22 protein-coding genes and 2 pseudogenes are annotated in these 24,734 nt (G+C 64.7%); 17 read left to right on the top strand and 7 right to left on the bottom strand.

The window, feature by feature from the left end; all coding sequences use genetic code 11:
- Positions 1-46: 46 nt before the first annotated feature.
- The gene (locus CL52_RS05435) at positions 47-1,597 is read left to right on the top strand and encodes a cation:proton antiporter domain-containing protein (protein WP_041107358.1); all 1,551 of its coding nucleotides are present in this window, start codon (positions 47-49) and stop codon (positions 1,595-1,597) included.
- A gap of 435 nt (positions 1,598-2,032) precedes the next feature.
- Positions 2,033-2,845, top strand: a complete 813-nt coding sequence (locus CL52_RS05430; RefSeq protein ID WP_043218994.1) for an outer membrane protein OmpK — start codon at positions 2,033-2,035, stop codon at positions 2,843-2,845.
- Positions 2,846-3,527: 682 nt separating this feature from the next.
- On the opposite strand, the gene CL52_RS05425 is transcribed toward CL52_RS05430, so the two are convergent.
- Positions 3,528-5,459 carry a methyl-accepting chemotaxis protein gene (locus CL52_RS05425; protein WP_043218993.1) on the bottom strand — a complete coding sequence of 644 codons (1,932 nt, stop codon included), beginning with the start codon at positions 5,457-5,459 and terminating at the stop codon, positions 3,528-3,530.
- Between the two features lie 229 nt (positions 5,460-5,688).
- On the opposite strand from CL52_RS05425, the gene CL52_RS05420 reads away from it, so the two are divergent.
- A complete protein-coding gene (locus CL52_RS05420) occupies positions 5,689-6,303 on the top strand; it encodes a TetR/AcrR family transcriptional regulator (protein ID WP_041107363.1) in 615 nt (204 codons plus the stop codon).
- On the opposite strand, the gene CL52_RS05415 is transcribed toward CL52_RS05420, so the two are convergent.
- The 4 genes from CL52_RS05415 to CL52_RS05400 all read right to left on the bottom strand — a co-directional run bounded on the left by CL52_RS05415 (position 6,300) and on the right by CL52_RS05400 (position 10,542).
- Positions 6,300-7,538: a sensor domain-containing phosphodiesterase gene (locus tag CL52_RS05415; protein WP_043218992.1), complete on the bottom strand. Its 1,239-nt coding sequence runs from the start codon at positions 7,536-7,538 to the stop codon at positions 6,300-6,302. The genes CL52_RS05420 and CL52_RS05415 overlap by 4 nt on opposite strands.
- Positions 7,539-7,638: 100 nt before the next feature.
- On the bottom strand, positions 7,639-8,436 hold the full coding sequence (gene xth, locus CL52_RS05410; protein ID WP_043218991.1) for an exodeoxyribonuclease III: 798 nt from the start codon (positions 8,434-8,436) through the stop codon (positions 7,639-7,641).
- Between the two features lie 76 nt (positions 8,437-8,512).
- On the bottom strand, positions 8,513-9,871 hold the full coding sequence (locus CL52_RS05405) for a heavy metal sensor histidine kinase (RefSeq protein WP_043218990.1): 1,359 nt from the start codon (positions 9,869-9,871) through the stop codon (positions 8,513-8,515).
- A complete protein-coding gene (locus CL52_RS05400; protein ID WP_043218989.1) occupies positions 9,868-10,542 on the bottom strand; it encodes a heavy metal response regulator transcription factor in 675 nt (224 codons plus the stop codon). Before CL52_RS05400 ends, CL52_RS05405 begins: the two co-directional genes overlap by 4 nt.
- Positions 10,543-10,718: 176 nt before the next feature.
- Between CL52_RS05400 and CL52_RS05395 the strand changes: the two genes are divergently transcribed.
- Both CL52_RS05395 and uraH read left to right on the top strand, forming a co-directional pair.
- Entirely contained in the window at positions 10,719-11,222 is a 504-nt protein-coding gene (locus CL52_RS05395; protein ID WP_043218988.1) for a GlcG/HbpS family heme-binding protein, read from the top strand.
- Between the two features lie 16 nt (positions 11,223-11,238).
- A complete protein-coding gene (gene uraH / locus CL52_RS05390; RefSeq protein WP_043218986.1) occupies positions 11,239-11,649 on the top strand; it encodes a hydroxyisourate hydrolase in 411 nt (136 codons plus the stop codon).
- Positions 11,650-11,654: 5 nt separating this feature from the next.
- Here uraH and CL52_RS05385 read toward each other — a convergent pair whose 3' ends face one another.
- Entirely contained in the window at positions 11,655-12,563 is a 909-nt protein-coding gene (locus tag CL52_RS05385; RefSeq protein WP_043218985.1) for a LysR family transcriptional regulator, read from the bottom strand.
- 198 nt (positions 12,564-12,761) lie between these two features.
- Between CL52_RS05385 and gcl the strand changes: the two genes are divergently transcribed.
- The 6 genes and pseudogenes from gcl (at position 12,762) to CL52_RS05355 (ending at position 19,510) form a co-directional block, all read left to right on the top strand.
- The gene (gene gcl / locus CL52_RS05380; protein WP_043218984.1) at positions 12,762-14,543 is read left to right on the top strand and encodes a glyoxylate carboligase; all 1,782 of its coding nucleotides are present in this window, start codon (positions 12,762-12,764) and stop codon (positions 14,541-14,543) included.
- A gap of 179 nt (positions 14,544-14,722) precedes the next feature.
- A complete protein-coding gene (gene hyi, locus CL52_RS05375) occupies positions 14,723-15,505 on the top strand; it encodes a hydroxypyruvate isomerase (RefSeq protein ID WP_043218983.1) in 783 nt (260 codons plus the stop codon).
- Between the two features lie 64 nt (positions 15,506-15,569).
- Complete coding sequence (locus CL52_RS05370) at positions 15,570-16,460, top strand: 2-hydroxy-3-oxopropionate reductase (RefSeq protein ID WP_043218982.1); 891 nt, start codon at positions 15,570-15,572, stop codon at positions 16,458-16,460.
- A gap of 331 nt (positions 16,461-16,791) precedes the next feature.
- The gene (locus CL52_RS05365; RefSeq protein WP_043218980.1) at positions 16,792-18,063 is read left to right on the top strand and encodes a glycerate kinase type-2 family protein; all 1,272 of its coding nucleotides are present in this window, start codon (positions 16,792-16,794) and stop codon (positions 18,061-18,063) included.
- Between the two features lie 20 nt (positions 18,064-18,083).
- Positions 18,084-18,398, top strand: a pseudogene (locus CL52_RS05360) (pyruvate kinase); the annotation flags it as partial.
- Positions 18,399-18,472: 74 nt separating this feature from the next.
- Positions 18,473-19,510: an IS5 family transposase gene (locus CL52_RS05355; protein WP_043218549.1), complete on the top strand. Its 1,038-nt coding sequence runs from the start codon at positions 18,473-18,475 to the stop codon at positions 19,508-19,510.
- A gap of 116 nt (positions 19,511-19,626) precedes the next feature.
- On the opposite strand, the pseudogene CL52_RS20580 reads toward CL52_RS05355, so the two are convergent.
- Positions 19,627-19,815: pseudogene (locus tag CL52_RS20580) on the bottom strand (L-serine ammonia-lyase, iron-sulfur-dependent, subunit alpha); the annotation flags it as partial.
- Between the two features lie 161 nt (positions 19,816-19,976).
- Here CL52_RS20580 and CL52_RS05350 point away from each other — a divergent pair.
- From CL52_RS05350 to CL52_RS05325, 6 genes are all read left to right on the top strand, one after another.
- Complete coding sequence (locus tag CL52_RS05350; RefSeq protein ID WP_043218978.1) at positions 19,977-20,597, top strand: glutathione S-transferase family protein; 621 nt, start codon at positions 19,977-19,979, stop codon at positions 20,595-20,597.
- A 54-nt stretch (positions 20,598-20,651) separates the two neighbouring features.
- Positions 20,652-21,320 carry a cupin domain-containing protein gene (locus CL52_RS05345; protein ID WP_043218977.1) on the top strand — a complete coding sequence of 223 codons (669 nt, stop codon included), beginning with the start codon at positions 20,652-20,654 and terminating at the stop codon, positions 21,318-21,320.
- Between the two features lie 149 nt (positions 21,321-21,469).
- The gene (locus tag CL52_RS05340) at positions 21,470-22,036 is read left to right on the top strand and encodes a TetR/AcrR family transcriptional regulator (RefSeq protein ID WP_043222961.1); all 567 of its coding nucleotides are present in this window, start codon (positions 21,470-21,472) and stop codon (positions 22,034-22,036) included.
- A 144-nt stretch (positions 22,037-22,180) separates the two neighbouring features.
- Positions 22,181-22,987, top strand: a complete 807-nt coding sequence (locus CL52_RS05335) for a dienelactone hydrolase family protein (RefSeq protein ID WP_043218975.1) — start codon at positions 22,181-22,183, stop codon at positions 22,985-22,987.
- A gap of 85 nt (positions 22,988-23,072) precedes the next feature.
- Entirely contained in the window at positions 23,073-24,110 is a 1,038-nt protein-coding gene (locus CL52_RS05330) for an IS5 family transposase (protein WP_043218549.1), read from the top strand.
- A 357-nt stretch (positions 24,111-24,467) separates the two neighbouring features.
- Positions 24,468-24,644 (top strand): con-10 family general stress protein, encoded by a 177-nt coding sequence (locus tag CL52_RS05325; RefSeq protein ID WP_041107398.1) that lies wholly within the window; start codon positions 24,468-24,470, stop codon positions 24,642-24,644.
- Positions 24,645-24,734 lie beyond the last annotated feature (90 nt).

The raw sequence follows: 24,734 nt of genomic DNA, 5'->3' as shown, positions 1-24,734 counted from the left end.
TCCGGCCGTTACAATTCGGCGCCCCGCCCGTCCCGGAAGCCCCTCGATGATTGAAGCCAGCTGGATCGCCTTCGCGTTCGTTCTGGGCCTCGTGGCCCGGTCCATCGGCCTGCCGCCGCTGATCGGCTACCTCGGCGCCGGCTTTGCCCTGGCCGCGGCCGGCGAGCGCATCGGCGTCGGCCCGGACGACAGCGAGATCCTTCAGCACCTGGCCCACCTCGGCGTGCTGCTGTTGCTGTTCACCGTCGGCCTCAAGCTCAAGCTCAGCAACCTGGCCAGGCGCGAGGTCATTGGCGGCAGCCTGCTGCACTTCGCCATTTCCAGCCTGCTGGTGTTGCCGGCGGTGGTGTTCATCTTCGATGCCAGCTGGCGCGACAGCCTGTTGATCGCCGTCGCGCTGTCGTTTTCCAGCACCGTGCTGGCGGCCAAGGTGCTGGAAGGCAAACGGGAGCTGAAGGCCTTTCACGGGCGGGTCGCGATCGGCGTGCTGATCATCCAGGACCTCATCGCGCTGGTGGTCATGAGCCTGGCCGCCGGCCAGGTCCCCTCGCCCTGGGCGCTGCTGGTGTTCCTGCTGCCCCTGCTGCGCCCGCTGCTGTTCCGCCTGCTCGACCATTCCGGTCACGAAGAGCTGCTGGTGCTGCTCGGCCTGATGCTGGCGCTGGTGGTCGGCGGAGTCGGCTTCGAAAGCGTCGGTCTGAGCTCCGAGCTCGGTGCGCTGGCGTTCGGCGCCATGCTGGCCAAGCACAAGCGCGCCACGGAGCTATCCAACTCGCTGTGGGCGATCAAGGAAGTCTTTCTCGTCGGTTTCTTTCTGCAGATCGGCATCCGCGGCCTGCCCGACAGCGACGCGATGATCTTCGCCGCCGTCGTCGCACTGCTGCTGCCTCTCAAGGGCGTGCTGTTCTTCTTTCTCTTCCTGGGCTTCCGCCTGCGCGCGCGCAGCGCCTTTCTCAGCGCCACGAGCCTGACCAACTACAGCGAGTTCGGCCTGATCGTCGCCAGCGTGGTATTGCCGCAATGGCTGACGCCGCTCGCAGTCGCCGTGGCGCTGTCGTTCGTCGTTTCCGCGCAGCTCAACCGCCTCTCGCACCCGCTCTACGATCGCCTGGCGCGCCGCCTGATCCCGCTGGAACGCAACATCCGCCACCCGGACGAGCAGCCGGTGTCGCTCGGCGCCGCGCAGATCCTGGTGATGGGCATGGGGCGCACCGGGCGCGCGGCCTACGATCACCTGCAAGGCAAGGGCTTCCGCCTGGTCAGCCTCGACTCGGACCCGGTGATGGTCCAGCGCAACCTCACCGAAGGCCGCAATATCTTCTTCGCAGACGCCGAGGACCAGATGTTCTGGCAGACCCTGGAAATGAACCAGGTCAAGGCGGTGGTACTGGCGATGAACGACGCCGAGGCAAAGATCATCTCGACCACCAAGCTGCGCGACATCGGCTTCACCGGGTTGATCGTCTCGCATGCGATGTACGAAGACATCGCCGAGCGCATCCAGGCTGCCGGTGCAGATCGGACCTACCTGACGATGACCGAGGCCGGCACGGGCCTGGCGGAGAACGTCGCGCGCGAACTGCAGCCGGACGCCTGAATCATTGTGTACAAAATGCAATTCAATTGTTCGCATAGCTGAATACAGCCTGCTATAGTCCAGCACGTTATCGGCACCGCGCCGCTGCCTCGTGCAGCGGTGGCCGTGCCCCGCAAGCCCACGACCACACAACAACAACTGGCAGGCTTAGCAATGACTCCACACCCTTGGCAGATCCCTGCCAGCCGACGCATGTCGCCCCTTTCGCGAACCTCGCTCGCCCGTCCAGCGCCCGCCCGACGTCACGGTCCGCCGCCTGCGCTGCAGGACAATCCTCAGCCGCCTGACGCCACCGGCCCGTCGCCTGCGACGCCATGCCTCAGCCGAACCGACGCAGGTTCACCGGGCTGACGCCGCAGCACGCTTCCCGCCTCGCTGCGCTTGCAAGACAATGCGAGGCAAAAAACGACACTTGGCAACCACAGGAACCTCCCCATGCACCTGAAGACCGCTCCCCTCGCTCTGGCCCTGGCGGGCAGCACGCTGGCCGCGCCGGCGATGGCCGAAGGCCTGCTGTACTGGCAGAACAACAGCCTGACCTACCTGTACGGGCACAACTACAAGATCGACTCGCCGATCCAGCAGACCGTGACCTTCGAACACGTCAATGGCTGGAAGTACGGCGACACCTTCTTCTTCGTCGACTCGATCCACTACAACGGCAAGGGCAACGACAACGGCAACGACGACAGCAGCTTCTACGGCGAATTTTCCCCACGCCTGTCGTTCGGCAAGATCTTCCAGCGCGACCTGAGCGTCGGTCCGGTCAAGGACGTCTTGCTGGCCATGACCTACGAGTTCGGCGAAGGCGACGTGGAGAGCTACCTGATCGGCCCCGGCTTCGATCTCGACATCCCGGGCTTCGACTACTTCTCGCTGAACATCTACAACCGCAACACCGACGGCGATCGCGCCGGCGATGGCGTCTGGCAGATCACCCCGGTGTGGGGCTACACCCTGCCGGTGGGCAACTCGGACATCCTCATCGACGGCTTCATCGACTGGGTGGTGGACAACGACCGCAACTCGCGCGGCGAGGAATACCACGCCAACTTCCACTTCACCCCGCAGATCAAGTACGACCTGGGCAAGGCGCTGAACTGGGGCGAGAAGCAGCTGTACGTCGGTATCGAGTACGACTACTGGAGCAACAAGTACGGCATCGAGGATGGCGGCTTCGTGAGCCGCAACTTCGTGGGCAAGACCGACCAGAACACCTTCAGCGCCATCGTCAAGGTGCATTTCTGAGTCTGCGGCAACACCGAAAAGGGCGGCCCGCGGGTCGCCCTTTTTTGTGGTTGAAGACTGATGTGGCAGCGAGACGGGTAGCGGACCGGCGAGCGTTGCGCCGCAGCCGGCCTGATGGATCGGACGCGTGCCGAGCGGGCTGCCAACCCGGATCTCGGCTCTGCGGCCGAGCCACTTGCGCATCGCTCCGGATCGCCGGCCGGCGCGAAACGAGCAAACGCCCGACAGCACGATCTCGCCATTTCACGGCCCGATTGCCCGCTCCGGCGCTGCACAGGGGCCCCTTCACGAAGGGACGTCCTTGCCTCGCGGCGCCGTCCATCGTCACTCGCTCGGCCTCCACGCCTCACGTCTTCCGTGCACAGCACCACCCGGCCTTCTGGCGCGGGCGCGGCCGCGTCACCGAGAAGTTCGAGCAGAGCACTTCGCCAGGCTCCGCTCTGTTTTGGCTTCACCTCACCTTGCAAGGTCTGACAGGCAACGCCAACGGCCCCTCGGAGGCCGAATGGAGCCCGCGCGGAAAGAAGCCAGCGACATGGGGTCGGCGATTGGAAAACGCGCATCGCCCGCCAGGCTCCACCAGGCCGGCAGGCGCCTCGCCAATCGCCATCACGCTGCGCGAACCGCAGTGGCCAAACCAGGCGCGCAAGAAACGGAGGTTCTGCGCCACGGCCGCTGCCCCTTACAACCGGAAACTTCCCATCTGCCGCCCCAGGTCCACGGCCAGTTGCGAGAGCGCCTGACAGTCGCTGCGGCAGGCCTGAACATCGCGCGCGGTGGCCTGCGCCAGGTCGGCGATACCCTGCACATTGCGGGTGATCTCCTCGGTCACGCTGCTCTGCTCCTCGGTCGCGGCAGCCACTTGGGTGTTCATGTCGCTGATCGACTCGACCTGCTCGGTGATTGCGCCGAGCGACTGCCCGGTACGCTGGCTGGCCGCCACGCCGGTGCCGGTGGCCGCCTGGCCGGCGTGCATGGCGCCGACGGCGGTCTCGGCACCGCTCTTCAGCCGCGCGATCATCTGCTGGATCTCGTCGGTGGAGGCCTGGGTGCGACTGGCCAGGGTCCGCACCTCGTCGGCGACCACGGCAAACCCTCGGCCCATGTCGCCGGCACGGGCGGCTTCGATCGCCGCGTTCAGCGCCAGCAGGTTGGTCTGCTCGGAAATGCTGCGAATCACCGCCAGCACCTGATCGATGGAAGCCACCTGCTGCGCCAGCTCGGTCACCGAACCGGCTGCCTGGCCGATCTGCCCGGACATCCGCTCGATATGGGCAATGGACTCGCCAACCACCTGGCGCGCCTCCAGCGCTTCGCTGCGCGCGCCCTGCGACGCCTGCGCGGCGTTGCTGGCATTGCGCGCGATCTCCTGCACGGTCAGGCCCATCTCGTGCACGGCGGTAGCCACCATGTCGGTCATCTCGTGCTGTCGCCCGGCGCGCATCGCGGTGTCGTCGACCACCCGCGCAACCTGGCCGACCGCCGTGCGCAACTGCTCGCCGGTCTTCAGCACGTCGCCGATCAACCCGCGCAGGCTGGCAATGAAGCGGTTGAACCCTCGCGCCAGGTCGCCAAGCTCGTCGGCCCGGCTCTCGTCGAGCCGACGGGTCAGGTCACCGCCACCGCCGCCGATCTCGACCAGCGCGGCCGTGACCTGCCGAATCGGCCGTACCAGTCCGCGAGCCAGCAGCACGATCACGCCGAGAAAGGCCAGGCCAATGGCCGCGCCGATCAGGCTGGTGGTCCACAGGGTGCGCCGTGCCTCGCCGAAGATCTCGGCCTCCGGCACCTCGGCGACCAGCTGCCAGCCGAGGCCTTCGAGCGGCTTGGCCATGGCCAGAAAGGTCTCGCCGTCGCGCTCGAAGCGCACCACCCCGCCGCTGCCGGACTGCAGTTGCCCGGCCGCCTCGGCGCCGGTCAGCTCGGTGAGCGCGGCACGCCCGTTGCGCTCGCTCTGCGGATGGATCTTGACCTGTCCGTCACTGCCGACGAGGTATACCTCGCCGCGCTCGCCAAAGCGGAAGTCGGCGATCAGCGCGGACATGCTGCTCAGGCTGTAGCCCAGCCCGGCGACGCCGAGCACACGCCCGCCGGCGCTGATGCGCTGATTGATGAACAGCGTCGGCTGGCGGGTCGCCTTGTCGATGTCCAGCTCCAGCCGGCGCTCCTGACTGCCGTCGACCAGGCTGTAGAACCAGGCGTCGGCGGCTGCCGAGCGCGACAGCGTGCGGCTGAGCCCCGCGTCGGAATAGTAGTGCCCGCTGTCGAGCACGGCGATGGAGGTGGCCAGTGCGTTCTGCTGCGTCTTGACGCCGTGCAGGTAGCGGGCAATGGCGGCGGCCTGCTGCGGGTCCTCGCCCTGGCCGAGCCAGTCATGCACCAGCGTGTTGCCGGCGATCGCCGCGGTCGCGGTGATCGGGCCGGCCAGGGTGCGTTCGATGTCATGCGCGATGGCGTTGATGTTGGCCGGCAACGCCTCGTCGAGCAGGTAGCGCTCGGCCAGCCGTTCGACGGCAGAGGCGTAGACCAGAATGACGATCAGCAGACTCGTCAGCAGGGCAGCGCCCATGCTGAGGATCAACTGCCACTGGATGCTGCGCTTGAAGAACGGCATGGAGGCAACCTCGTGCGGGTAATTTCGTACACATCATTTGGCCATCACTGTACACAATTTTCAGTACAGGCAAACAGGCTTAGCGGCCTGCCGCCGCTGAACTTGATAGCGGAACCGCCGACCGACGCGGCGCCCGACGAGCGGCGGTGCGGTTGAGAGGCCGAAGAAGCGGGTGCTAGCATGCCGCGCAACGCCGCCTGGCCGGGCGGTGCCAGCCAAGCAGGTCCGCATGTCGAGCATTCGTGAGCGCAACAAAGAACTGATCCTGCGTGCCGCCAGCGAAGAATTCGCCGAGAAGGGCTTCGCCGCCACCAAGACGAGCGATATCGCGGCCCGCGCCGGGCTACCCAAGCCCAACGTCTACTACTACTTCAAGTCCAAGGAAAACCTCTACCGAGAGGTGCTGGAAAGCATCGTCGAGCCGCTGCTCGAAGCATCCGCGCCGTTCAACGAGCCCGGCGAACCGGGCGATGTGTTGCGCGCCTACATCCGCACGAAAATCCGCATCTCGCGCGACCACGCCTACGCATCGAAGGTCTTCGCCAGCGAGATCATGCACGGGGCGCCGCATCTGTCGCCGGAACGCGTGGCCCAGCTCAACGCCCAGGCGGCGCACAATATCGCCTGCATCCAGCGCTGGATCGACGCCGGGCTGATGGCCAGGGTCGACCCCAACCACCTGCTGTTCAGCATCTGGGCGGCCACCCAGACCTACGCCGACTTCGACTGGCAGATTTCCACCGTGACCGGCAAGGCGGCGCTCGAAGACAGCGACTACGAGGCGGCGGCCGAAACCATCATCCGCCTGGTGCTCAAGGGCTGCGAAGTCACCGAGCGCACCTAGCTGGCCGCGCCCAGCGGCGCCGGGCGGCCGAGCAGATAACCCTGGGCCTTTTTCACGCCGAGCGTGCGCAGCACGGCCAGCTCCTCCTCGGTTTCCACCCCTTCGGCAACTACCTTGCTGCCGGTTTCCGCGGCGAAGCGGATCAGCGCGGCCGCCAGCGCCCGGCAGTTGCTGTCGCCGTCCAGGTTATTGATCAGGCTGCCGTCGAGCTTGATGACGTCCGGCCGCAGCCTGAGGATGTGGCGGAAACTCGCATAGCCGGCACCGGCATCGTCGACCGCCAGGCGCAGGCCGCGCTCGCGCAGCGGGCGCAGTTCTTCCTCGACCCGCTCGTAGTCGCAGATGCAGGCATGCTCGGTGATCTCCAGCATCAGCCGCGCCAGCGGCTGCTCTTCCAGCACCGGCCTCAGCTGGCCGCCGATGATGGTCTCCGGCGAGACGTTGAGCGAGATATAGCTGTCGCCTGGCAACTGCTCGAGCCCCTTGAGCGCCTCGACGATCAGCGCGATCTCCAGCTCGCGCTGCAGGCCGACCTCGCCGGCCTCGAGAAACCAGCGGTCCGGCGAGCGCAGCGGTTCGCCGCTGAAGCGCGCGAGCGCCTCGTAGCCCAGTGCCGTACCGGCTTCGAGCTGGACGATGGGCTGGTAGACCACGTGGTAGGCCTGCGAGCGCAAGGTCTCTTCGATCCGCGCCAGCTTGCTTCGCTGCACTCGCGCACGGCTGGTCTGGCGTTGCAGCAACTTGCCGGCGAAACCGGCGAACAGGCGCAGCGTGTGCAGGTCACGCACGTTCAGCGTGTGGTCGGGCTGGCTGCTGAAGCAGCAGAAGGTGCCGAACAGGCTGCCGTCGCTGAAACGGATCGGCACCCCGAGGTGTGCGCCGACTACCACGCCAGGCGTATGCGGAAAGGCGCTGGCCGGCAGCTGGCCGGTATCGGGAATGAGTTCGGGCAGGCGGCCGTCGACGACACGCTGGCAATAGGTCTCGTCCAGCGGGCTGCCGGTGTTCTCGGCGATCGGCAGCGGGCTGGCGCGGCCATCCACATAGCGGAAGATCCGCTGGCCTTCACGAAACTCGCCGATAAAGGCCACATCCATATCCAGGTGCAGCCTGACCGCATGCAGGGCCTCTGCGAGCATCTCGCTTATGGTCATGTTGCTGGACTCGAACTCCAGCACCGAGAAAGGCCCCCGTCGCTCGGTCGCCTCCTCCGGATTCGATTCCTCACCCACCATGATTCCCTCCTGCGCTGCCTCGAACGGGTCGGCACTTTACGTAGCGCTTCTGATTGCAAGGGGCCACTGCACCCTCGAAGTTCAGACCACCCGTTTGGCGCTATCGTTTCCCTGGCGCAGCCTCGAGTAAGACCCAGGTCGGCGCGTGGTCACTGGCATGTTCCTGCCCGCGCACCCAGCGATCCACGCCAGCGTCCTGCAGGCGCGGCGCGAGGTCCGGGCTGAGCAGCAGATGGTCGATGCGCAGCCCGGAGTTCTTCTGCCAGTGCTGTCGAAAGTAGTCCCAGAAGGTGTAGATGCGCTCGTCCGGGTATCTGGCGCGCAACGCGTCGGTCCAGCCCTGCGCCAGCAGGCGCTCGAAACATTCGCGGCTTTCCGGCTGCAGCAGCGCGTCCTTCAGCCAGGAGCGCGGGTTGTAGATGTCCTCGTCGGTCGGCACCACGTTGTAGTCGCCGGCCAGCACCACCGGATGCCCGCTGGCGAGCAAGCCGGCGGCGTGCTCGATCAGCCGCTCGAACCAGGCCAGCTTGTAGTCGAACTTCGGCCCGGGCTGCGGGTTGCCGTTGGGTAGATAGAGGCTGGCGACGATCACCCCGTGCACCGCGGCCTCCAGATAGCGGCTGTGGCTGTCGTCCGGGTCGCCGGGCAGGCCGCGGCGGATCTCCAGCGGTTCGCTGTCACGGGCAAGAATGGCCACGCCGTTCCAGGACTTTTGCCCGTGCCAGATGGCGCCGTAGCCGGCGCCACGGATGTCATCGATGGGGAAGTCGGCATCCTGCGCCTTGAGCTCCTGCAGGCAGACCACATCGGGCTGCTCGCGCGCCAGCCACTCGAGCAGGTTGGGCAGGCGCGCACGGATGCCGTTGATGTTGAAGGTGGCGATTTTCAAGCGGTCCACAAGCGCCTCGCTGCTCAGCCGATAGTGTTCACCTTAGCTGTGACCGCACAGGCCCGCATCCGTCCGCCCCATGTCGTCAGTCGGGACCGAGCGGCAAGCGCAGGGTGAACACGGTGGCCTGCGCGTCGCTGCTCACCTCCACCTCGCCGCCGTGCAGCTGCGCGATCGAGCGCACGATGGCCAGCCCCAGGCCGCCGGAATCACCCGGCTCGGCGCGTGACGGATCGCAGCGGTAAAAGCGGTCGAACAGCCGCGGCAGGTGCTCGGCGGCAATCGCCGGCCCCAGATTGATCACGCTGACCATCCGCCAGCCGTCCTCTGAGCCGCTGACGATGCGCACCGGGCTGTCGGCCGCGCCGTAGCGCAGCGCGTTGGCCAGCAAGTTTGCCAGCGCCCGGCGAATCAGTTCGGGGTCGCCGCACAGCTCACCCTCGGTCTCGTCGAGCAGCTGGATGCCGCGCTCTTCGGCGACGCCTTCGAAGTAGTCGCACAGTTGCTCGACCAGTGCCGGCAGTGCAAAGCGCTGCCGCTCGATGGCCGCCGCCGGCTGCTCGGCACGGGCGAGAAACAGCATGTTGTCGATCATCCGCGCCAGGCGCTCGTACTCCTCCTGATTGGAGGCCAGCAGTGCCTGGTAATCCTCCGCCGCGCGGGCACGGTGCAGCAGTTGCTGGGTCTGGCCCATGAGGTTGCCCAATGGCGTACGCATCTCGTGGGCCAGGTCCTCGCTGAAGCGCGACAGCCGGGCGAAACCCTGTTCCAGCCGGTCGAGCATCTGGTTCAGCGCCACGCGTAGCGGTTCCAGCTCGTTCGGCACGGTCGAGTCGTCCAGGCGCAGGTGCAGATGCTGCACATTGATCGCCAGGGCCTGACGCGTCAGCTGGCGCACCGGGCGTAGCGCGCGCCGGCTGATCAGCCAGCCGAGCACGGACGCCAGCAGCGCACCGAGGCTCAGCGCCCACCACAGCTTCACACGGTAGGCCGCGAGCATCTGTTCGCGCTCGGCTAGCAGGCGCCCGGCCACCAGCGTCAACCCCGCCTCGCCCGGCAGCCGCCGCCAGGCCAGCCGCGCCTCGCCGATATCCTGCAGCGCCGCAGCGTCGCCGGCCGGCAGTGGCGGAATGGGCAGCCGCGCCGGGTTGATCTCGATCAGCGCGCGCCCCTGGGCATCCAGCAGCCAGAGCAGGCTGTCGCGGTTGCCCAGCATGTTCTCGTAGAGCTGCGGCCGCTGGCGCAGCGCGTCGATGCTGGCGCTGTCATCCAGCAGTGCCTGCATGCGCTCCAGCCGGCCGAGCAGCGCCTGGTCGTCGCGCCAGACGATCTCGCGCGCCAGCGAGCGGTACAGGTAGAGGCCGATGGCCCCGAGCAGCACCACCGCGACGAGGGCGAAGGCCAGCGCCAGGCGCAGGCTGAGCGAGCGTGGCAACAGACTCATGCCGAGAGGTCCAGCACGTAGCCCATGCCGCGCACGGTGTGGATGAGCTTGAGCGGATAGGGATCGTCGACCTTGGCGCGCAGCCGGCGGATCGCCACGTCGACCACGTTGGTGTCGCTGTCGAAATTCATCTGCCAGACCTGCGAGGCGATCTGCGCGCGGGACAGCACCTCGCCCTGACGGCTGAGCAAGAGGTGCAGCAAGGCGAACTCCTTGTTGGTCAGGTTGATGCGCTCGCCCTGACGGGTGACGCGGCGGCGCAGCAGGTCCAGCTCCAGGTCGGCGACGTGGAAACGTTCGACCTCGCGCGGCGGGCCGCGCCGCAGCAGGGTGCGTACCCGCGCCAGCAGCTCGGCGTAGGAAAAGGGTTTGATGAGGTAGTCGTCGGCGCCCAGTTCCAGCCCGCGCACCCGGTCTTCCACCGCATCGCGGGCGGTGAGGAACAGCACCGGCGTGTGCGCCGAGCGCTGGCGCACCACCTGCACCAGCTGCCAGCCATCGAGCCCGGGCAGCATGACGTCGAGGATTACCAGATCGAACGTTTCCTCCTCGATCAGGTGTTTGCCGTCGACGCCGTTGCGCGCGACCTCCACCCGGTAGCCGGACTCCTCCAACCCACGCTTGAGGTAGTCGGCCGTCTTGGCCTCGTCCTCCACCACCAGAATTCGCATCGGATTACCTCATTGATGGCGCATAGGTTATGGGGCCAAGGACTTGTCAGCCATTACAAAAGCGTAATGCGCAGGCAACGGTTCTGACGGGCGGCGGGCGGCGGGCGGCGGGCGGCGGGCGGCGGGCGGCGGGCGGCAGCATGCGCCTCGAAGCTCAGCCACCCAAGGAAACCGATATGCGTATCGCCGCCACACTGTCACTGCTGGCCCTGGCAGTGCTTACCCCGGCCCTGAGCGCCAACGCCGCCACGCCGACACCGATCACCCAGCAGAACGTCTCGCTGGCGCTGGCCGACGGCCTGATCCAGCAGACTCTGGACGCCTGCCATGCGCAGAACCGCACCGCGGTGGTCGCCGTGGTCGATCGCGGCGGCAACCTGGTTGCCCTGCGCCGCGACGACAACGTCGGCCCGCACAACACCCTCGCGGCGCAGCGCAAGGCCTACACCGCGCTGTCGAGCAAGACACCGACCCGCCTGTTCGCTGAGCGCGCCGCCGCCACGCCGGATGCCGCCAACCTCAACACCCTGGACGAACTGCTGCTGCTCGGCGGTGGCGTGCCGCTGAAAGTCGGCGACGAGCTGATCGGTGCCATCGGCGTGGCCGGTGCCGGCGGTGCCAGGAACGACGAGGCCTGCGCCGTGGCCGCCATCGAAAAACTGCTGCCCTCCTCCCACTGAAGAAAAGGAAAACACCATGAAAGCACTACGTTCCATCGCCGCCGGCTTGATGCTCAGCGGCCTGTCCGGTCTCACCCTCGCAGCTGGCAACCCACTCAGCGTGCACGTGCTGAACCTGGAGAACGGCCTGCCCTCGCCGGACGTGCGCGTCACCCTGGAACAACGTCAGGGTGACACCTGGAAATCACTCAACAGCGGCGAGACCAACGCGCAGGGTCGGATCACGGCGCTCTACCCGGAAGGCAAGGCGCTGGAGAAAGGCACCTACCGCGTCACCTTCAAGACCGGCGACTGGTTCGCCACGCAGAAGGCCAGCACCTTTTTCCCCGAAGTTCCGGTGATCTTCGAAGCCGATGGCAGCGTCGAGCACTATCACATCCCGCTGCTGCCGAGCCCCTACGGCTTCTCCACCTACCGCGGCAACTGAGCCGCTCAGCGCACTTCCCAGTAGCCCGGTGCGTTGTAGATGTCCTTCAGGTAGTCGATGAAGAAACGCACCTTGGCCGGCAGGTAGCGCTGCTGCGGGTAGACGGCCTGGATGTCGTAGGCCGGCAATGCGTACTCGTCGAGTACCGTGACCAGCTCGCCGCGCTTGAGCTCGGTCTGGATCTCCCAGGTCGAGCGCCAGCCGATGCCCAGGCCCTGCTTGACCCAGTCGAACAACAGCTCACCGTCATTGCAGTCCAGATTGCCGGCCACGCGTATGGCCACCTGCCGGCCGTCGCGCAGAAAAGTCCAGCCGCGCTGCTGACCGCCCTGCAGGTTGAAAGCCAGGCAGTTGTGCTCGGTCAGTTCCTCCAGCGTCGTCGGCGTACCGTGGCGGGCGAAGTACTCGGGCGAGCCGCAGACCACCCGCCTGTTCGGGAACAGCCGCACCGCCACATAGTTGGGGTCGGTCACCTCGCCGATGCGAATGCCCATGTCGTAACCGTGGCGCACCAGGTCGACCACGCTGTCGGTGAAGTTGAACGACAGTTGCAGGTCCGGGTAGCGCGCCTGGAACGCCGGTGCGTGCGGGCCGATATGCCGCCGCCCGAATGCCGCCGGCGCCGACACCACCAGGTGGCCGCGGACCGAGGTGCGGTCGTGGCTGATGCTGGCGTCCACCTCATCGAAGTCCTTGAGCAGCCCGCGGGCGCGCTCCAGATACTGCTCGCCCAGATCGGTCAGCGACAGGCCGCGGGTGGAGCGGTGCATCAGCTTGACGCCCAGATGCCGCTCCAGCGCATCCAGCCGCCGCCCCATGACCACCGGGGTGACGTTCTCCTTGTGCGCGGCGGCGGCGAAGCTGCCGCAGTCGGCCACCAGCACGAAGCTGCGCAGGGTCGTATAGCGATCCATTCGATACTCCTGATATCGACAGAACTGAAGTCTCGGCCAATTCCGCCACAGAATACAGGGCGGCATGCTTGGGCCACGTAGAAAAACTATCGAATAAAAAGACAGCCACGATCCAGCGAGCTAGCGATCTGCTCCTAACGCAGCAGGGCCGACGCGCAGCAGATCGTGAACAGATTCCAAGAATCAGGAGGAAGAACCATGGCCCGCATGAGAGCAATCGATGCCGCCGTCGCGGTAATGCGCAAGGAAGGCATCGATACCGCCTTCGGCATTCCCGGCGCGGCGATCAACCCGCTGTATTCCGCCCTGCGGGCCGATGGTGGCATCCGTCACGTACTTGCCCGTCACGTCGAGGGTGCCTCGCACATGGCCGAGGGCTATACCCGTGCCAAGCCAGGCAACATCGGCGTGTGCATCGGCACCTCCGGCCCGGCCGGCACCGACATGATCACCGGCCTGTACTCGGCTTCCGCCGACTCCATTCCGATCCTCTGCATCACCGGGCAAGCACCGCGTGCCCGCCTGCACAAGGAAGATTTCCAGGCCGTGGACATCGAGTCCATCGCCAAGCCGGTCACCAAGTGGGCGGTCACCGTACTCGAGCCGGCACTGGTCCCGCGCGTGTTCCAGCAGGCCTTCCACGTGATGCGCTCAGGCCGCCCCGGCCCGGTGCTGATCGACCTGCCGTTCGACGTGCAGATGGCCGAGATCGAGTTCGACGTCGACACCTATGAGCCGCTGCCGGTCTATAAGCCGGCGGCAACCCGCAAGCAGATCGAGAAAGCCATCGACATGCTCTGCGCCGCCGAGCGCCCGCTGATCGTCGCCGGTGGCGGCATCTACAACGCCGCAGCCGAGGCCTTGCTGGTGGAGTTCGCCGAGACCGTCGGCGTGCCGGTGATCCCGACGCTGATGGGCTGGGGCTCGATCCCCGACGACCATCCGCTGATGGCCGGCATGTGCGGGCTGCAGACCAGCCACCGCTACGGCAACGCGACCCTGCTCGAATCCGACTTCGTGCTCGGCATCGGCAACCGCTGGGCCAACCGCCACACCGGTTCGCTGGAGACCTATACCAAGGGCCGCACCTTCGTTCACGTCGACATCGAGCCGACCCAGATCGGTCGGGTGTTCGCGCCGGACTACGGCATCGTCTCCGACGCCCGCGCCGCGCTGGAGCTGTTCGTCGACGTGGCCAAGGCGCGCAAGGCCGAAGGCCGTCTGCCGGATCGCCGCGCCTGGGCCGCCGACTGCCTGGAACGCAAGCGCACGATGTTGCGCAAGACCAACTTCGACAGCGTGCCGATGAAGCCGCAGCGCGTGTACCAGTGCATGAACAATGCCTTCGGCAAGGACACCTGCTACGTCAGCACCATCGGCCTGTCGCAGATCGCCGCCGCGCAGTTCCTGCATGTCTACCAGCCGCGCAACTGGATCAACTGCGGCCAGGCCGGCCCGCTCGGCTGGACCATTCCGGCGGCGCTCGGCGTGGTCGCCGCGGACCCGGCGCGCAAGGTGGTGGCGCTGTCCGGCGACTACGACTTCCAGTTCATGATCGAGGAACTGGCCGTCGGTGCGCAGTTCAAGCTGCCCTACCTGCACATCCTGGTGAACAACGCCTACCTCGGGCTGATCCGCCAGGCGCAGCGCGGCTTCGACATGGATTACTGCGTGCAGCTCGGCTTCGAGAACATCAATGCCGACCAGAGCGGCATGGAAGGCTACGGCGTCGATCACGTCGCGGTGGTCGAGGGCCTGGGCTGCAAGGCGCTGCGCGTGTTCAAGCAGGAAGACCTGCGCCCGGCCATCGAGCAGGCCCAGGCCTGGATGGCCGAACACCAGGTGCCGGTGGTGATCGAGGTGATCCTCGAGCGGGTGACCAACATCGCCATGGGCACCGAGATCGACGCAATCAACGAGTTCGAGGCGCTGGCCAGCTGCCGCGAGGACGCGCCGACGGCGGTTGGGTTGCTGGATTGAAGCCATGCGACACGGTGGGTAAGCCGCAAGCGGCGTTATCCACCCTACGCCACGCCAGCGCAGTGCAACCGTAGAGTGGATATCGCGAAGCATATCCACCGCAAACGCAACACCCAGGGTGGCCACCACGCCACCGCAATGCAGAACCGAATGTGATCCCTACAGATCAGGAGAAAACCATGCCCCGCTTTGCCGCCAACCTGTCGATGCTGTTCACCGAGCAGGACTTCATGGACCGCTTCGCCGCTGCCGCCCAGGCCGGCTTTTCCGGTGTCGAGTACCTGTTCCCCTACGATTACCCGGCCGAGCAGATCAAGGCCCGGCTGGATGCCAACAAGCTGACCCAGGTGCTGTTCAACCTGCCGGCCGGTGACTGGGCCGGTGGCGAGCGTGGCATCGCAATCTTCCCCGAGCGGGTCGAGGAGTTCCGCGCCGGCGTGGACCAGGCCATCGCCTACGCCAAGGTACTGGGCAACACCCAGGTCAACTGCCTGGCCGGCATCGTTCCCAAGGGTGCCGACCTCGGCAAGCTGGAAATCACCTTTATCGAGAACCTGCGCTACGCCGCGCAAAAGCTCGAGGAGGCCGGCATTCGCCTAGTGATGGAGATGATCAACACCCGCGACATCCCGCGTTTCTTCCTCAACAACACCTCACAGGCGCTGGAGCTGCGCGACAAGGTCGGCCACGCCAACCTCTCGCTGCAGTACGACATCTATCACATGCAGATCATGGAAGGCGATCTGGCGCGGACCATGGAAAGCAACCTGGCGGCGATCAACCACGTGCAGCTGGCCGACAACCCCGGCCGCCACGAACCGGGGACCGGCGAGATCAACTACCGCTTCCTGTTCGAGCACCTGGACCGCATCGGCTACCAGGGCTGGGTCGGCTGCGAATACAAGCCGGCCACCACCACCGAGGCCGGCCTCGGCTGGCTGAAGAGCCACAACGCCATCTGACACGCTCACCCGGCAACGCAGGCCGCTGCGCGGCCTGCCCCCTACAGAATCGAGGAGAACACTCATGGCTAAAATCGGATTCATCGGCACCGGCATCATGGGCAAGCCCATGGCAATCAACCTGCAGAAAGCCGGCCACCAGATCTTTCTGTCCCAGCACCACGATCAGGCCCCGGCCGAACTGACCGAAGCCGGCGCCATCGGCCTGGCCAACCCGCAGGAAGTCGCCCAGGAAGCCGAGTTCATCATCGTCATGGTGCCGGACACCCCGCAGGTCGAAGACGTGCTGTTCCGCGCCGACGGCGTGGCCGCCGGCGTCGGTGCCGGCAAGGTGGTGATCGACATGAGCTCGATCTCGCCTACCGCCACCAAGCAGTTCGCCGAGAAGATCAAGGCCACCGGCGCCGAGTACCTCGACGCTCCGGTATCCGGCGGCGAAGTGGGTGCCAAGGCCGCCACCCTGTCGATCATGGTCGGTGGCAGCGAAGCGGCCTTCGAACGTGCATTGCCGCTGTTCCAGGCGATGGGCAAGAACATCACCCGCGTCGGCGAGAGTGGCGACGGCCAGACGGCCAAGGTGGCCAACCAGATCATCGTCGCGTTGAACATCCAGGCGGTCGCCGAGGCGCTGCTGTTCGCCGCGAAGAATGGGGCTGATCCGGCCAAGGTGCGCGAGGCGCTGATGGGCGGCTTCGCCGGCTCGAAGATCCTCGAGGTACACGGCGAGCGCATGATCAAGGGCACCTTTGATCCGGGCTTCCGCATCGCCCTGCACCAGAAGGATCTCAACCTCGCCCTCAACGGCGCGCGTGAGCTGGGCCTGAACCTGCCCAACACCGCGAATGCCCAGCAGGTATTCAGCACCTGCGCGGCGATCGGCGGCAGCGGCTGGGACCACTCGGCGCTGATCAAGGGCCTGGAGCACATGGCCAACTTCTCGATCCGCAAGGACTGACCCGCTTCGAGCCCGCTGCACCCGAATCTGCGACGACCGCCTTCAGACAGACAGCAATCCATCCGGCGGTGGTAGTCGCGGCACAAGGTGCCGCGGTGCTCAAAGGGTTGAGCCAGCGCTGCGCGGGGCCGGAATCACAGCGTCCCCCCACGACCAGGAACCTGCGCAGCGCCTGGTTCATCCGCCACCTCCGGGTGGCACCTCGACCTGCCCGGCAGGAGATGTCACGGCTCGAATGCCGGGCGCGGTCGATTTCAGTCCTCAGCGCTTGCGTGCCCGAGCGTTAAGGTCTGCAATCGGCCCTCTGCAAGAAAAGACCAAGGAGCCAGAGATGCCCATCGATCCCCAAGCCCTGCTGCGCCAGCTGTTCGACAGCGCCATCGAAGCCGCCCATCCGCGCCATGTGCTGGCCGACCATCTGCCCGAAGACCGCAGCGGCCGCGCCATCGTCATCGGCGCCGGCAAGGCGGCCGCGGCCATGGCCGAAGCCATCGAAAAGGTTTGGGAGGGCGAGCTGTCCGGGCTGGTGGTGACCCGCTACGAGCACCACGCCGACTGCCGGCGCATCGAGGTGGTCGAGGCCGCGCACCCGGTGCCGGACGACGCCGGCGAGCGCGTCGCCCGCCGCGTACTGGGCCTGGTCAGCAACCTCGAGGAAAGCGACCGGGTGATCTTCCTGCTCTCCGGCGGCGGCTCCTCGCTGCTGGCATTGCCGGCCGAAGGCATCTCGCTGGCCGACAAGCAGGCGATCAACAAGGCGCTGCTGCGCTCCGGCGCCCACATCGGCGAGATGAATTGCGTGCGCAAGCACCTCTCGGCGATCAAGGGCGGGCGCCTGGCCAGGGCCTGCTGGCCGGCCAGCGTGTACACCTATGCGATTTCCGACGTGCCCGGCGACGAAGCGACGGTGATCGCCTCCGGCCCCACCGTCGCCGACCCGACCACGTCGGCCGAGGCGCTGGCGATTCTCGAGCGTTACCACATCGAGGTGCCGGCCAACGTGCGCACCTGGCTCGAGGACCCGCGCTCGGAAACCTTGAAGCCCGGCGACCCGATGCTCTCGCGCAGCCACTTCCAGCTGATCGCCACGCCGCAGCAGTCGCTCGATGCGGCAGCCGAGGTGGCCCGTGCCGCCGGTATCACCCCGCTGATCCTCGGTGATCTGGAAGGCGAAGCGCGCGAGGTGGCCAAGGTGCATGCCGGCATCGCCCGCCAGGTGGTGCTGCACGGCCAGCCGATCGCCGCACCCTGCGTGATCCTCTCTGGCGGCGAGACCACCGTCACCGTGCGCGGCAACGGCCGCGGCGGGCGCAACGCCGAGTTCCTGCTCGGCCTGACCGAAGCCCTGCAAGGCCTGCCCGGCGTTTACGCGCTGGCCGGCGACACCGATGGCATCGACGGCTCGGAGGACAACGCCGGCGCGCTGATGACCCCGGACAGCTTCGCCCGCGCCGAGGCGCTGGGCCTGCGCGCGGCCGATGCACTGGCCAACAACGACGGCTATGGCTACTTCGCCGCGCTGGACAGCCTGATCGTCACCGGCCCGACACGCACCAATGTCAACGATTTCCGCGCCATCCTGATCCTGCCACCGAGCGCCTGAGGCGCTCCTGCGAGCCTGCCATGACACCCGACAAGAAGGTCAAGATCCTCGCCACCCTCGGCCCGGCCACCCGCTGCGCCGACGATGTGCGCGCGCTGGTCGAAGCTGGCGTGAACCTGTTCCGCCTGAATTTCAGCCATGGCGAGCACGCCGACCACGCCGAGCGTTTCGGCTGGATCCGCCAGGTCAAACGTGAACTGGGCCGCCCGATCGGCATCCTCATGGATCTGCAGGGCCCCAAGCTGCGCGTCGGCCGCTTCGCCGAGGGCAAGGTGCAGCTGGCGCGCGGGCAGGCCTTCCGCCTGGATCTCGACGAGACGCCGGGTGACAACAGGGCACCTCGAAAAACCTCGGCCCCCCTGCGATTGGTAAAATTGCGTTGTCCTGATTTCGTTCTCTGACACCAGCCATGAAGAAGCGCACTGCCATCAAGACGGACCTGTTCGCTGACGAACATCATCGGAAGAAGATCGACACGCTTGGAGATCCGCTGGCCGAGATCGAGTCGTACATCGATTTTGCGGCACTTGCGGCGGAAGTCGATCGGGTAGCGCCGCGTCCGGTGAGTCCGCAAGGCGGTCGCCCGCCGTATCCGACCGAGACGATGGTGCGGATTCTGGTATTGAAGCGGCTGTACAACCTGTCGGATGAACAGATGGAGTACCAGTTGCTTGACCGGATGAGCTACAAGCGATTCTGCGGGTTGGCCAGCGCGGTCAATATTCCGGATCGAACGACCGTGTGGACGTTCGAGAACCGCATCGGCGACGCCGGCGCGAAGGTCCTGTTCGACGGTGTCACGGCCCAACTGCTCCGGCACGGATTCATCGCCCGCGGCGGCCAAATCGTCGATGCCACGCTGGTGCCTGCTCCCAAGCAACGTAACAGCCGTGAGGAGAACAAGCTGGTCAGGGAAGGCGCGATGCCGGCTGACTGGAAGCCGGCCAAACGGCGCCAGAAGGATACGGATGCCACCTGGACGCAGAAGCACGGCAAGAACCACTTCGGTTACAAGCTCTCGATCAACGTGGACAAGAAGTACAAGATCATCCGCAAAGTTGAGACTGATACGGCCAGCGTCCATGACAGCAAGCACTTCGATGCGCTCATCGACCGGAGCAACACGAGCCGCGATGTCTATGCGGACCGAGGCTACACCAGCGCAGACCGGGAGGGCTGGCTCAAGGATCACGGCTATCGTAATCAGATCCAGAGGAAGGGGTACCGCAACAAGCCCCTTTCCGAGTGTCAGCAACGGCGCAACCACCGCATCGCCAAGACGCGTGCCCGAGTGGAGCACGTGTTCGCGAGCATCGAGCAGATGGGCGGCAAGTTGATCCGTACCATCGGACAGGGGCGCGCGAACTTTGCGATGACGATGATGGCGGCCTGCTACAACTTGAAGCGGCTGGTGTACTTCCAGAAGGCGGGAATCAAGGCCTTCTGACGCCCGGAGTGGGCCGAATCGCCGCTGCAGAGGGCGATTCGGAAGAAAAACGGGGCGACACCGCCCAGGAAAGCGGTGATTCGCCGCAGAAATCGAACCGAATTCGATCATGGCCATCATTTGGCGGTCGGATTCACTGAAAACCTCGCGTTATTCGAGGTGCCCTTCACCGCCAGCCCGCCGCGGGCGGTTTCCTTGTACTTGCTCTTCATGTCGGCGCTGGTCTGGCGCATGGTGCGGATCACCTTGTCCAGCGAGATGAAGTGGCTGCGGTCGCCACGCAGGGCCATGCGCGGGGCGTTCAGATAATCTCCACTCAAGAGATAGCCCAACCTATCCAAACTACGATGCATGTCTAACTTCTTTGTAGGTAGTCCTGGCAAAGCACCATGCTGTTTCTCTTGTTTATCTACCTGCTGATAGGTAATATGCTTCTGGTCTATTAAACCCGACAGAGGTCAATTCCATGAAAATCTACGATACCGAAGGCTTCCCAAACCCGCTCCGCGTTCGCATCGCCCTGGCAGAAAAAGGCGCAACGAATCAGGTGGAATTCATCCCGGTGGATGTGATGGGCGGCGAGCACCGTTCCGAGGCATTCAGAACAAAGAACCCGGATGCCACCGTGCCCTTGCTGGAGCTAGACGACGGCACCTGCATCGCCCAGTGCAACGCCATCACGGAATATATCGACGGCGTTTTCGAGGGGCCGTCACTCATGGGCACAACCCCGAAGGAGCGTGCTCGTATCTCGATGATGAATCTGCGCGCAGAGAACGGTCTGATGAACGCGGTGGGCGCCTATTTCCATCACGCGACCCCGGGGCTTGGTCCGGTTCTGGAGACCTGGCAGTGCCCTGAATGGGGCAACAAGCAGAAGGAAGTCGCCTGCGCAACCATGGCCTACCTGGACCGCGTTCTGGCGGACAATGAGTTTATTGCTGGCGACAGCTTCTCGATCGCGGACATCACCGCCTTTGCCGGCCTGGGTTTTGCGGAGTTCGCCAAGATTGAAATCCCCGAGTCCCTGAACAATCTCCAGGCCTGGCGCGCAAAAATCGCAGCCCGTCCGTCGATTGCCGGGTGATCCGAGTCCTTCGGCTTGAATACAGGCGTGGAAGACGTGAAAGGAGGCGATCTCATGGAGATCAATGCGGATTTCTCTAAGCCGGTTGTCATGCATTCAGAGCAGCTTGAATGGCAACCCTCGCCAATGAAAGGGGTGGAACGGCGCATGCTGGACCGGATCGGGGGTGAAGTGGCCCGCGCCACGACCATCGTGCGTTATGCGCCGGGCAGCCATTTCTCGGCGCATAGTCATGCCGGGGGTGAGGAGTTCATCGTCCTGGATGGCGTGTTCCAGGACGAGCACGGCGACTTTCCGGCCGGCACCTATGTGCGCAATCCCCCGACCACTTCCCATACGCCAGGCTCTGACCAGGGATGCACGATCTTTGTAAAACTCTGGCAGTTCGATCTGGTCGACCGCGCACAGTTCAGCAAGAATATGGAAGCCGAACTGGACGCCCCGGTGGATGGCGTTGCCACTGCCAGGCTGCATGAGGATGACCGTGAGATCGTCACCTATAGCCAACTCGAGGCGGGTGCGACGCTCACCTCGGGGGCACGTGGCGGGATCGAGCTGCTGGTGATCAATGGCGTGGTCACGGTGGACGGCGTGGTGCTGGGCAAGCATGACTGGTTGCGGCTGCCCGAAGGGCAACGGCTGTCCGCGCGGGCCGGGGGCGACGGCGCGAAGCTCTGGATGAAGACCGGGCATCTGCGATTTGCCAGGGCACCGTCTGTATAGCAGCCCGGATCAGGGTTGGCGGGGGCTGTGCACTCGCGATATAGGCAGAGAGTTCCTGGGCATGAGGCAGCCCCTCTCGGTTAACGCCCAAGGGGGGGGCTTCAGGCCCGGAAACGGCGAGAGCGAACCACATAGACAGGTAAATGACCATGAATCGGGATACCAGAACCGCTCTGATGGATCTTGCCGAACACAGCGTCCGGTCACGGGGCTTTGACGGGTTCAGCTATGCGGATCTGGCTGAGGCTATCGGCATTCGAAAGGCTTCCATCCATTATCATTTTCCCACCAAGGCGAAACTCTCCGAAGCCTTGATCGAGCGCTATCGGACCCACCTGCAGCATGGCCTGGCCGAGATAGAGGTAGCTCATGCCAACGCCGGCGCACGCCTTGAGGCGTTGATTGCCCTGTATCGCTCGGCGCTGCATGATGGCCAGACCGTGTGCCTGTGTGTTGCCTTTTCAATCAGTCGCGCAAGCCTGTGCGATGCGGTTATCGCCAAAGTCGGCGATGTCCGAGCAATGGTCCTACGGTGGTTGATGGCCACGTTCGAACTTGGGCAAAGGGATGGGTCAATCTCGGCCATCCAGGATCCGACCGATGAGGCGCACGCCACCCTGGCCACACTGGAAGGTGCTCATCTCGCAGCGCGGACAGAAGAAAAGCCCGCCGTGTTTGATGCCGCAACACGACTGCTGCGCGCCCGCTGCCAGTAACGACGGGACAGGAATCGCGCTTTGAGCGAGCGATTAAATTCGTGTTCGCTCACCCGGCGACATTTCCTGTGAGCTTTGGTCGATATCTACCCGTACATAATCGTTACGCAAATTGACTCATAACGAGCGAAAAGGAGCAAACAGATGATGAGCACCCTGAAAACAGCACTGGCAGCAGCCACGCTGTCACTCACTGTTGCAAGTACGCAGGTACTGGCAGAAACGCAAACCAGAACCATCGAATATCAAGTCGGCGACGAGACCTTCACCGGCTACATGGCCTGGGATGATGAATTCGGGCAGAAGCGTCCGGGGGTTCTGGTTGTCCATGAATGGTGGGGGCACAATGAATTCGCGCGAAATCAGGCAGAACGGCTTGCTTCCGCCGGCTATACAGCGTTTGCACTGGATATGTATGGCTCTGGCAAACAAGCCGACCACCCTGATACTGCCCAGAAATTCATGCAGGAAGCCACCAGGGACATGGACCAGGTTAAGGCACGCTTCATGAAGGCGATGGACATCCTGAAGAACCACGAAAGTGTTGATGCGTCCCGAATTGCAGCACAAGGTTACTGCTTTGGCGGTGCCGTTGTTCTCAACATGGCGCGCATGGGTGTTGATCTGGACGGCGTTGTCAGCTTCCACGGTGCGCTCGGCAGCCCCCTCCAGGCTGAGCCCGGGTCCGTAAAAGCCAGGGTCCAGGTGTATACCGGCGGTGCCGACAAGCTGGTCCCCTCGGATCAGGTGGCGAGCCTGGTCAAAGAGATGCAGGATGCCGAAGTCGATTTGACACTGGTGAGTTTCCCCGGAGTACTGCACTCATTTACCAACCCGGGTGCCGACAAGATCGCCGAGGAGTTCGGCATGCCGGTTGGTTATGACGAAGAGGCTGCCGCCCGCTCCTGGGATGGCGCTATGCGTTTCTATAAGGCCATCTTCGCCGAGTAACACAAGTGAAGGGCACTTCGAAAAACCTCGGCCCCCTGCGATTGGTAAAATTGCGTTGTCCTGATTTCGTTCTCTGACACCAGCCATGAAGAAGCGCACTGCCATCAAGACGGACCTGTTCGCTGACGAACATCATCGGAAGAAGATCGACACGCTTGGAGATCCGCTGGCCGAGATCGAGTCGTACATCGATTTCGCGGCACTTGCGGCGGAAGTCGATCGGGTAGCGCCGCGTCCGGTGAGTCCGCAAGGCGGTCGCCCGCCGTATCCGACCGAGACGATGGTGCGGATTCTGGTATTGAAGCGGCTGTACAACCTGTCGGATGAACAGATGGAGTACCAGTTGCTTGACCGGATGAGCTACAAGCGATTCTGCGGGTTGGCCAGCGCGGTCAATATTCCGGATCGAACGACCGTGTGGACGTTCGAGAACCGCATCGGCGACGCCGGCGCGAAGGTCCTGTTCGACGGTGTCACGGCCCAACTGCTCCGGCACGGATTCATCGCCCGCGGCGGCCAAATCGTCGATGCCACGCTGGTGCCTGCTCCCAAGCAACGTAACAGCCGTGAGGAGAACAAGCTGGTCAGGGAAGGCGCGATGCCGGCTGACTGGAAGCCGGCCAAACGGCGCCAGAAGGATACGGATGCCACCTGGACGCAGAAGCACGGCAAGAACCACTTCGGTTACAAGCTCTCGATCAACGTGGACAAGAAGTACAAGATCATCCGCAAAGTTGAGACTGATACGGCCAGCGTCCATGACAGCAAGCACTTCGATGCGCTCATCGACCGGAGCAACACGAGCCGCGATGTCTATGCGGACCGAGGCTACACCAGCGCAGACCGGGAGGGCTGGCTCAAGGATCACGGCTATCGTAATCAGATCCAGAGGAAGGGGTACCGCAACAAGCCCCTTTCCGAGTGTCAGCAACGGCGCAACCACCGCATCGCCAAGACGCGTGCCCGAGTGGAGCACGTGTTCGCGAGCATCGAGCAGATGGGCGGCAAGTTGATCCGTACCATCGGACAGGGGCGCGCGAACTTTGCGATGACGATGATGGCGGCCTGCTACAACTTGAAGCGGCTGGTGTACTTCCAGAAGGCGGGAATCAAGGCCTTCTGACGCCCGGAGTGGGCCGAATCGCCGCTGCAGAGGGCGATTCGGAAGAAAAACGGGGCGACACCGCCCAGGAAAGCGTTGATTCGCCGCAGAAATCGAACCGAATTCGATCATGGCCATCATTTGGCGGTCGGATTCACTGAAAACCTCGCGTTATTCGAGGTGCCCGTATATATAGGCAAAGGCAACTTCGAAGATCCAATTGCATTGCGCCATACCGGCACGATAACTAAGGAAAACCACTCGTCTGCCGCCTGCGCTTGTAGTGAAACTCCTGTGAGGGTGCTTGCTCTGACTCCATGTAGGCCGGGAAACACTTCCCGGCCCTGCAAGTCTCTCTATCCATCGAGGAGAAAAGACATGGCTAACAACAATCCGGGCAACTTCGCTAACGACCGCGAAAAAGCGTCAGAAGCCGGGCGCAAGGGCGGCCACAACAGCGGCGGCAACTTCGCCAACGACCGGGAAAAGGCGTCCGAAGCCGGGCGCAAAGGTGGCCAGAACAGCCACGGCGGCGGTCGCAGCAGCAGCAAGTAACACCTGTTGATAAACATGGGGCATGAGTATCGACTCCTGCCCCATGTTTATTTATGGCCGCACTTTCCTTAATTAGCGCAGCGGCAAGCA

It is taken from the genome of Stutzerimonas balearica DSM 6083, assembly GCF_000818015.1.
Taxonomy (GTDB): domain Bacteria; phylum Pseudomonadota; class Gammaproteobacteria; order Pseudomonadales; family Pseudomonadaceae; genus Stutzerimonas; species Stutzerimonas balearica.
The sequence above is the reverse complement of the archived record's forward strand: the minus strand, read 5'-3'. Positions and strand labels throughout refer to the sequence as shown.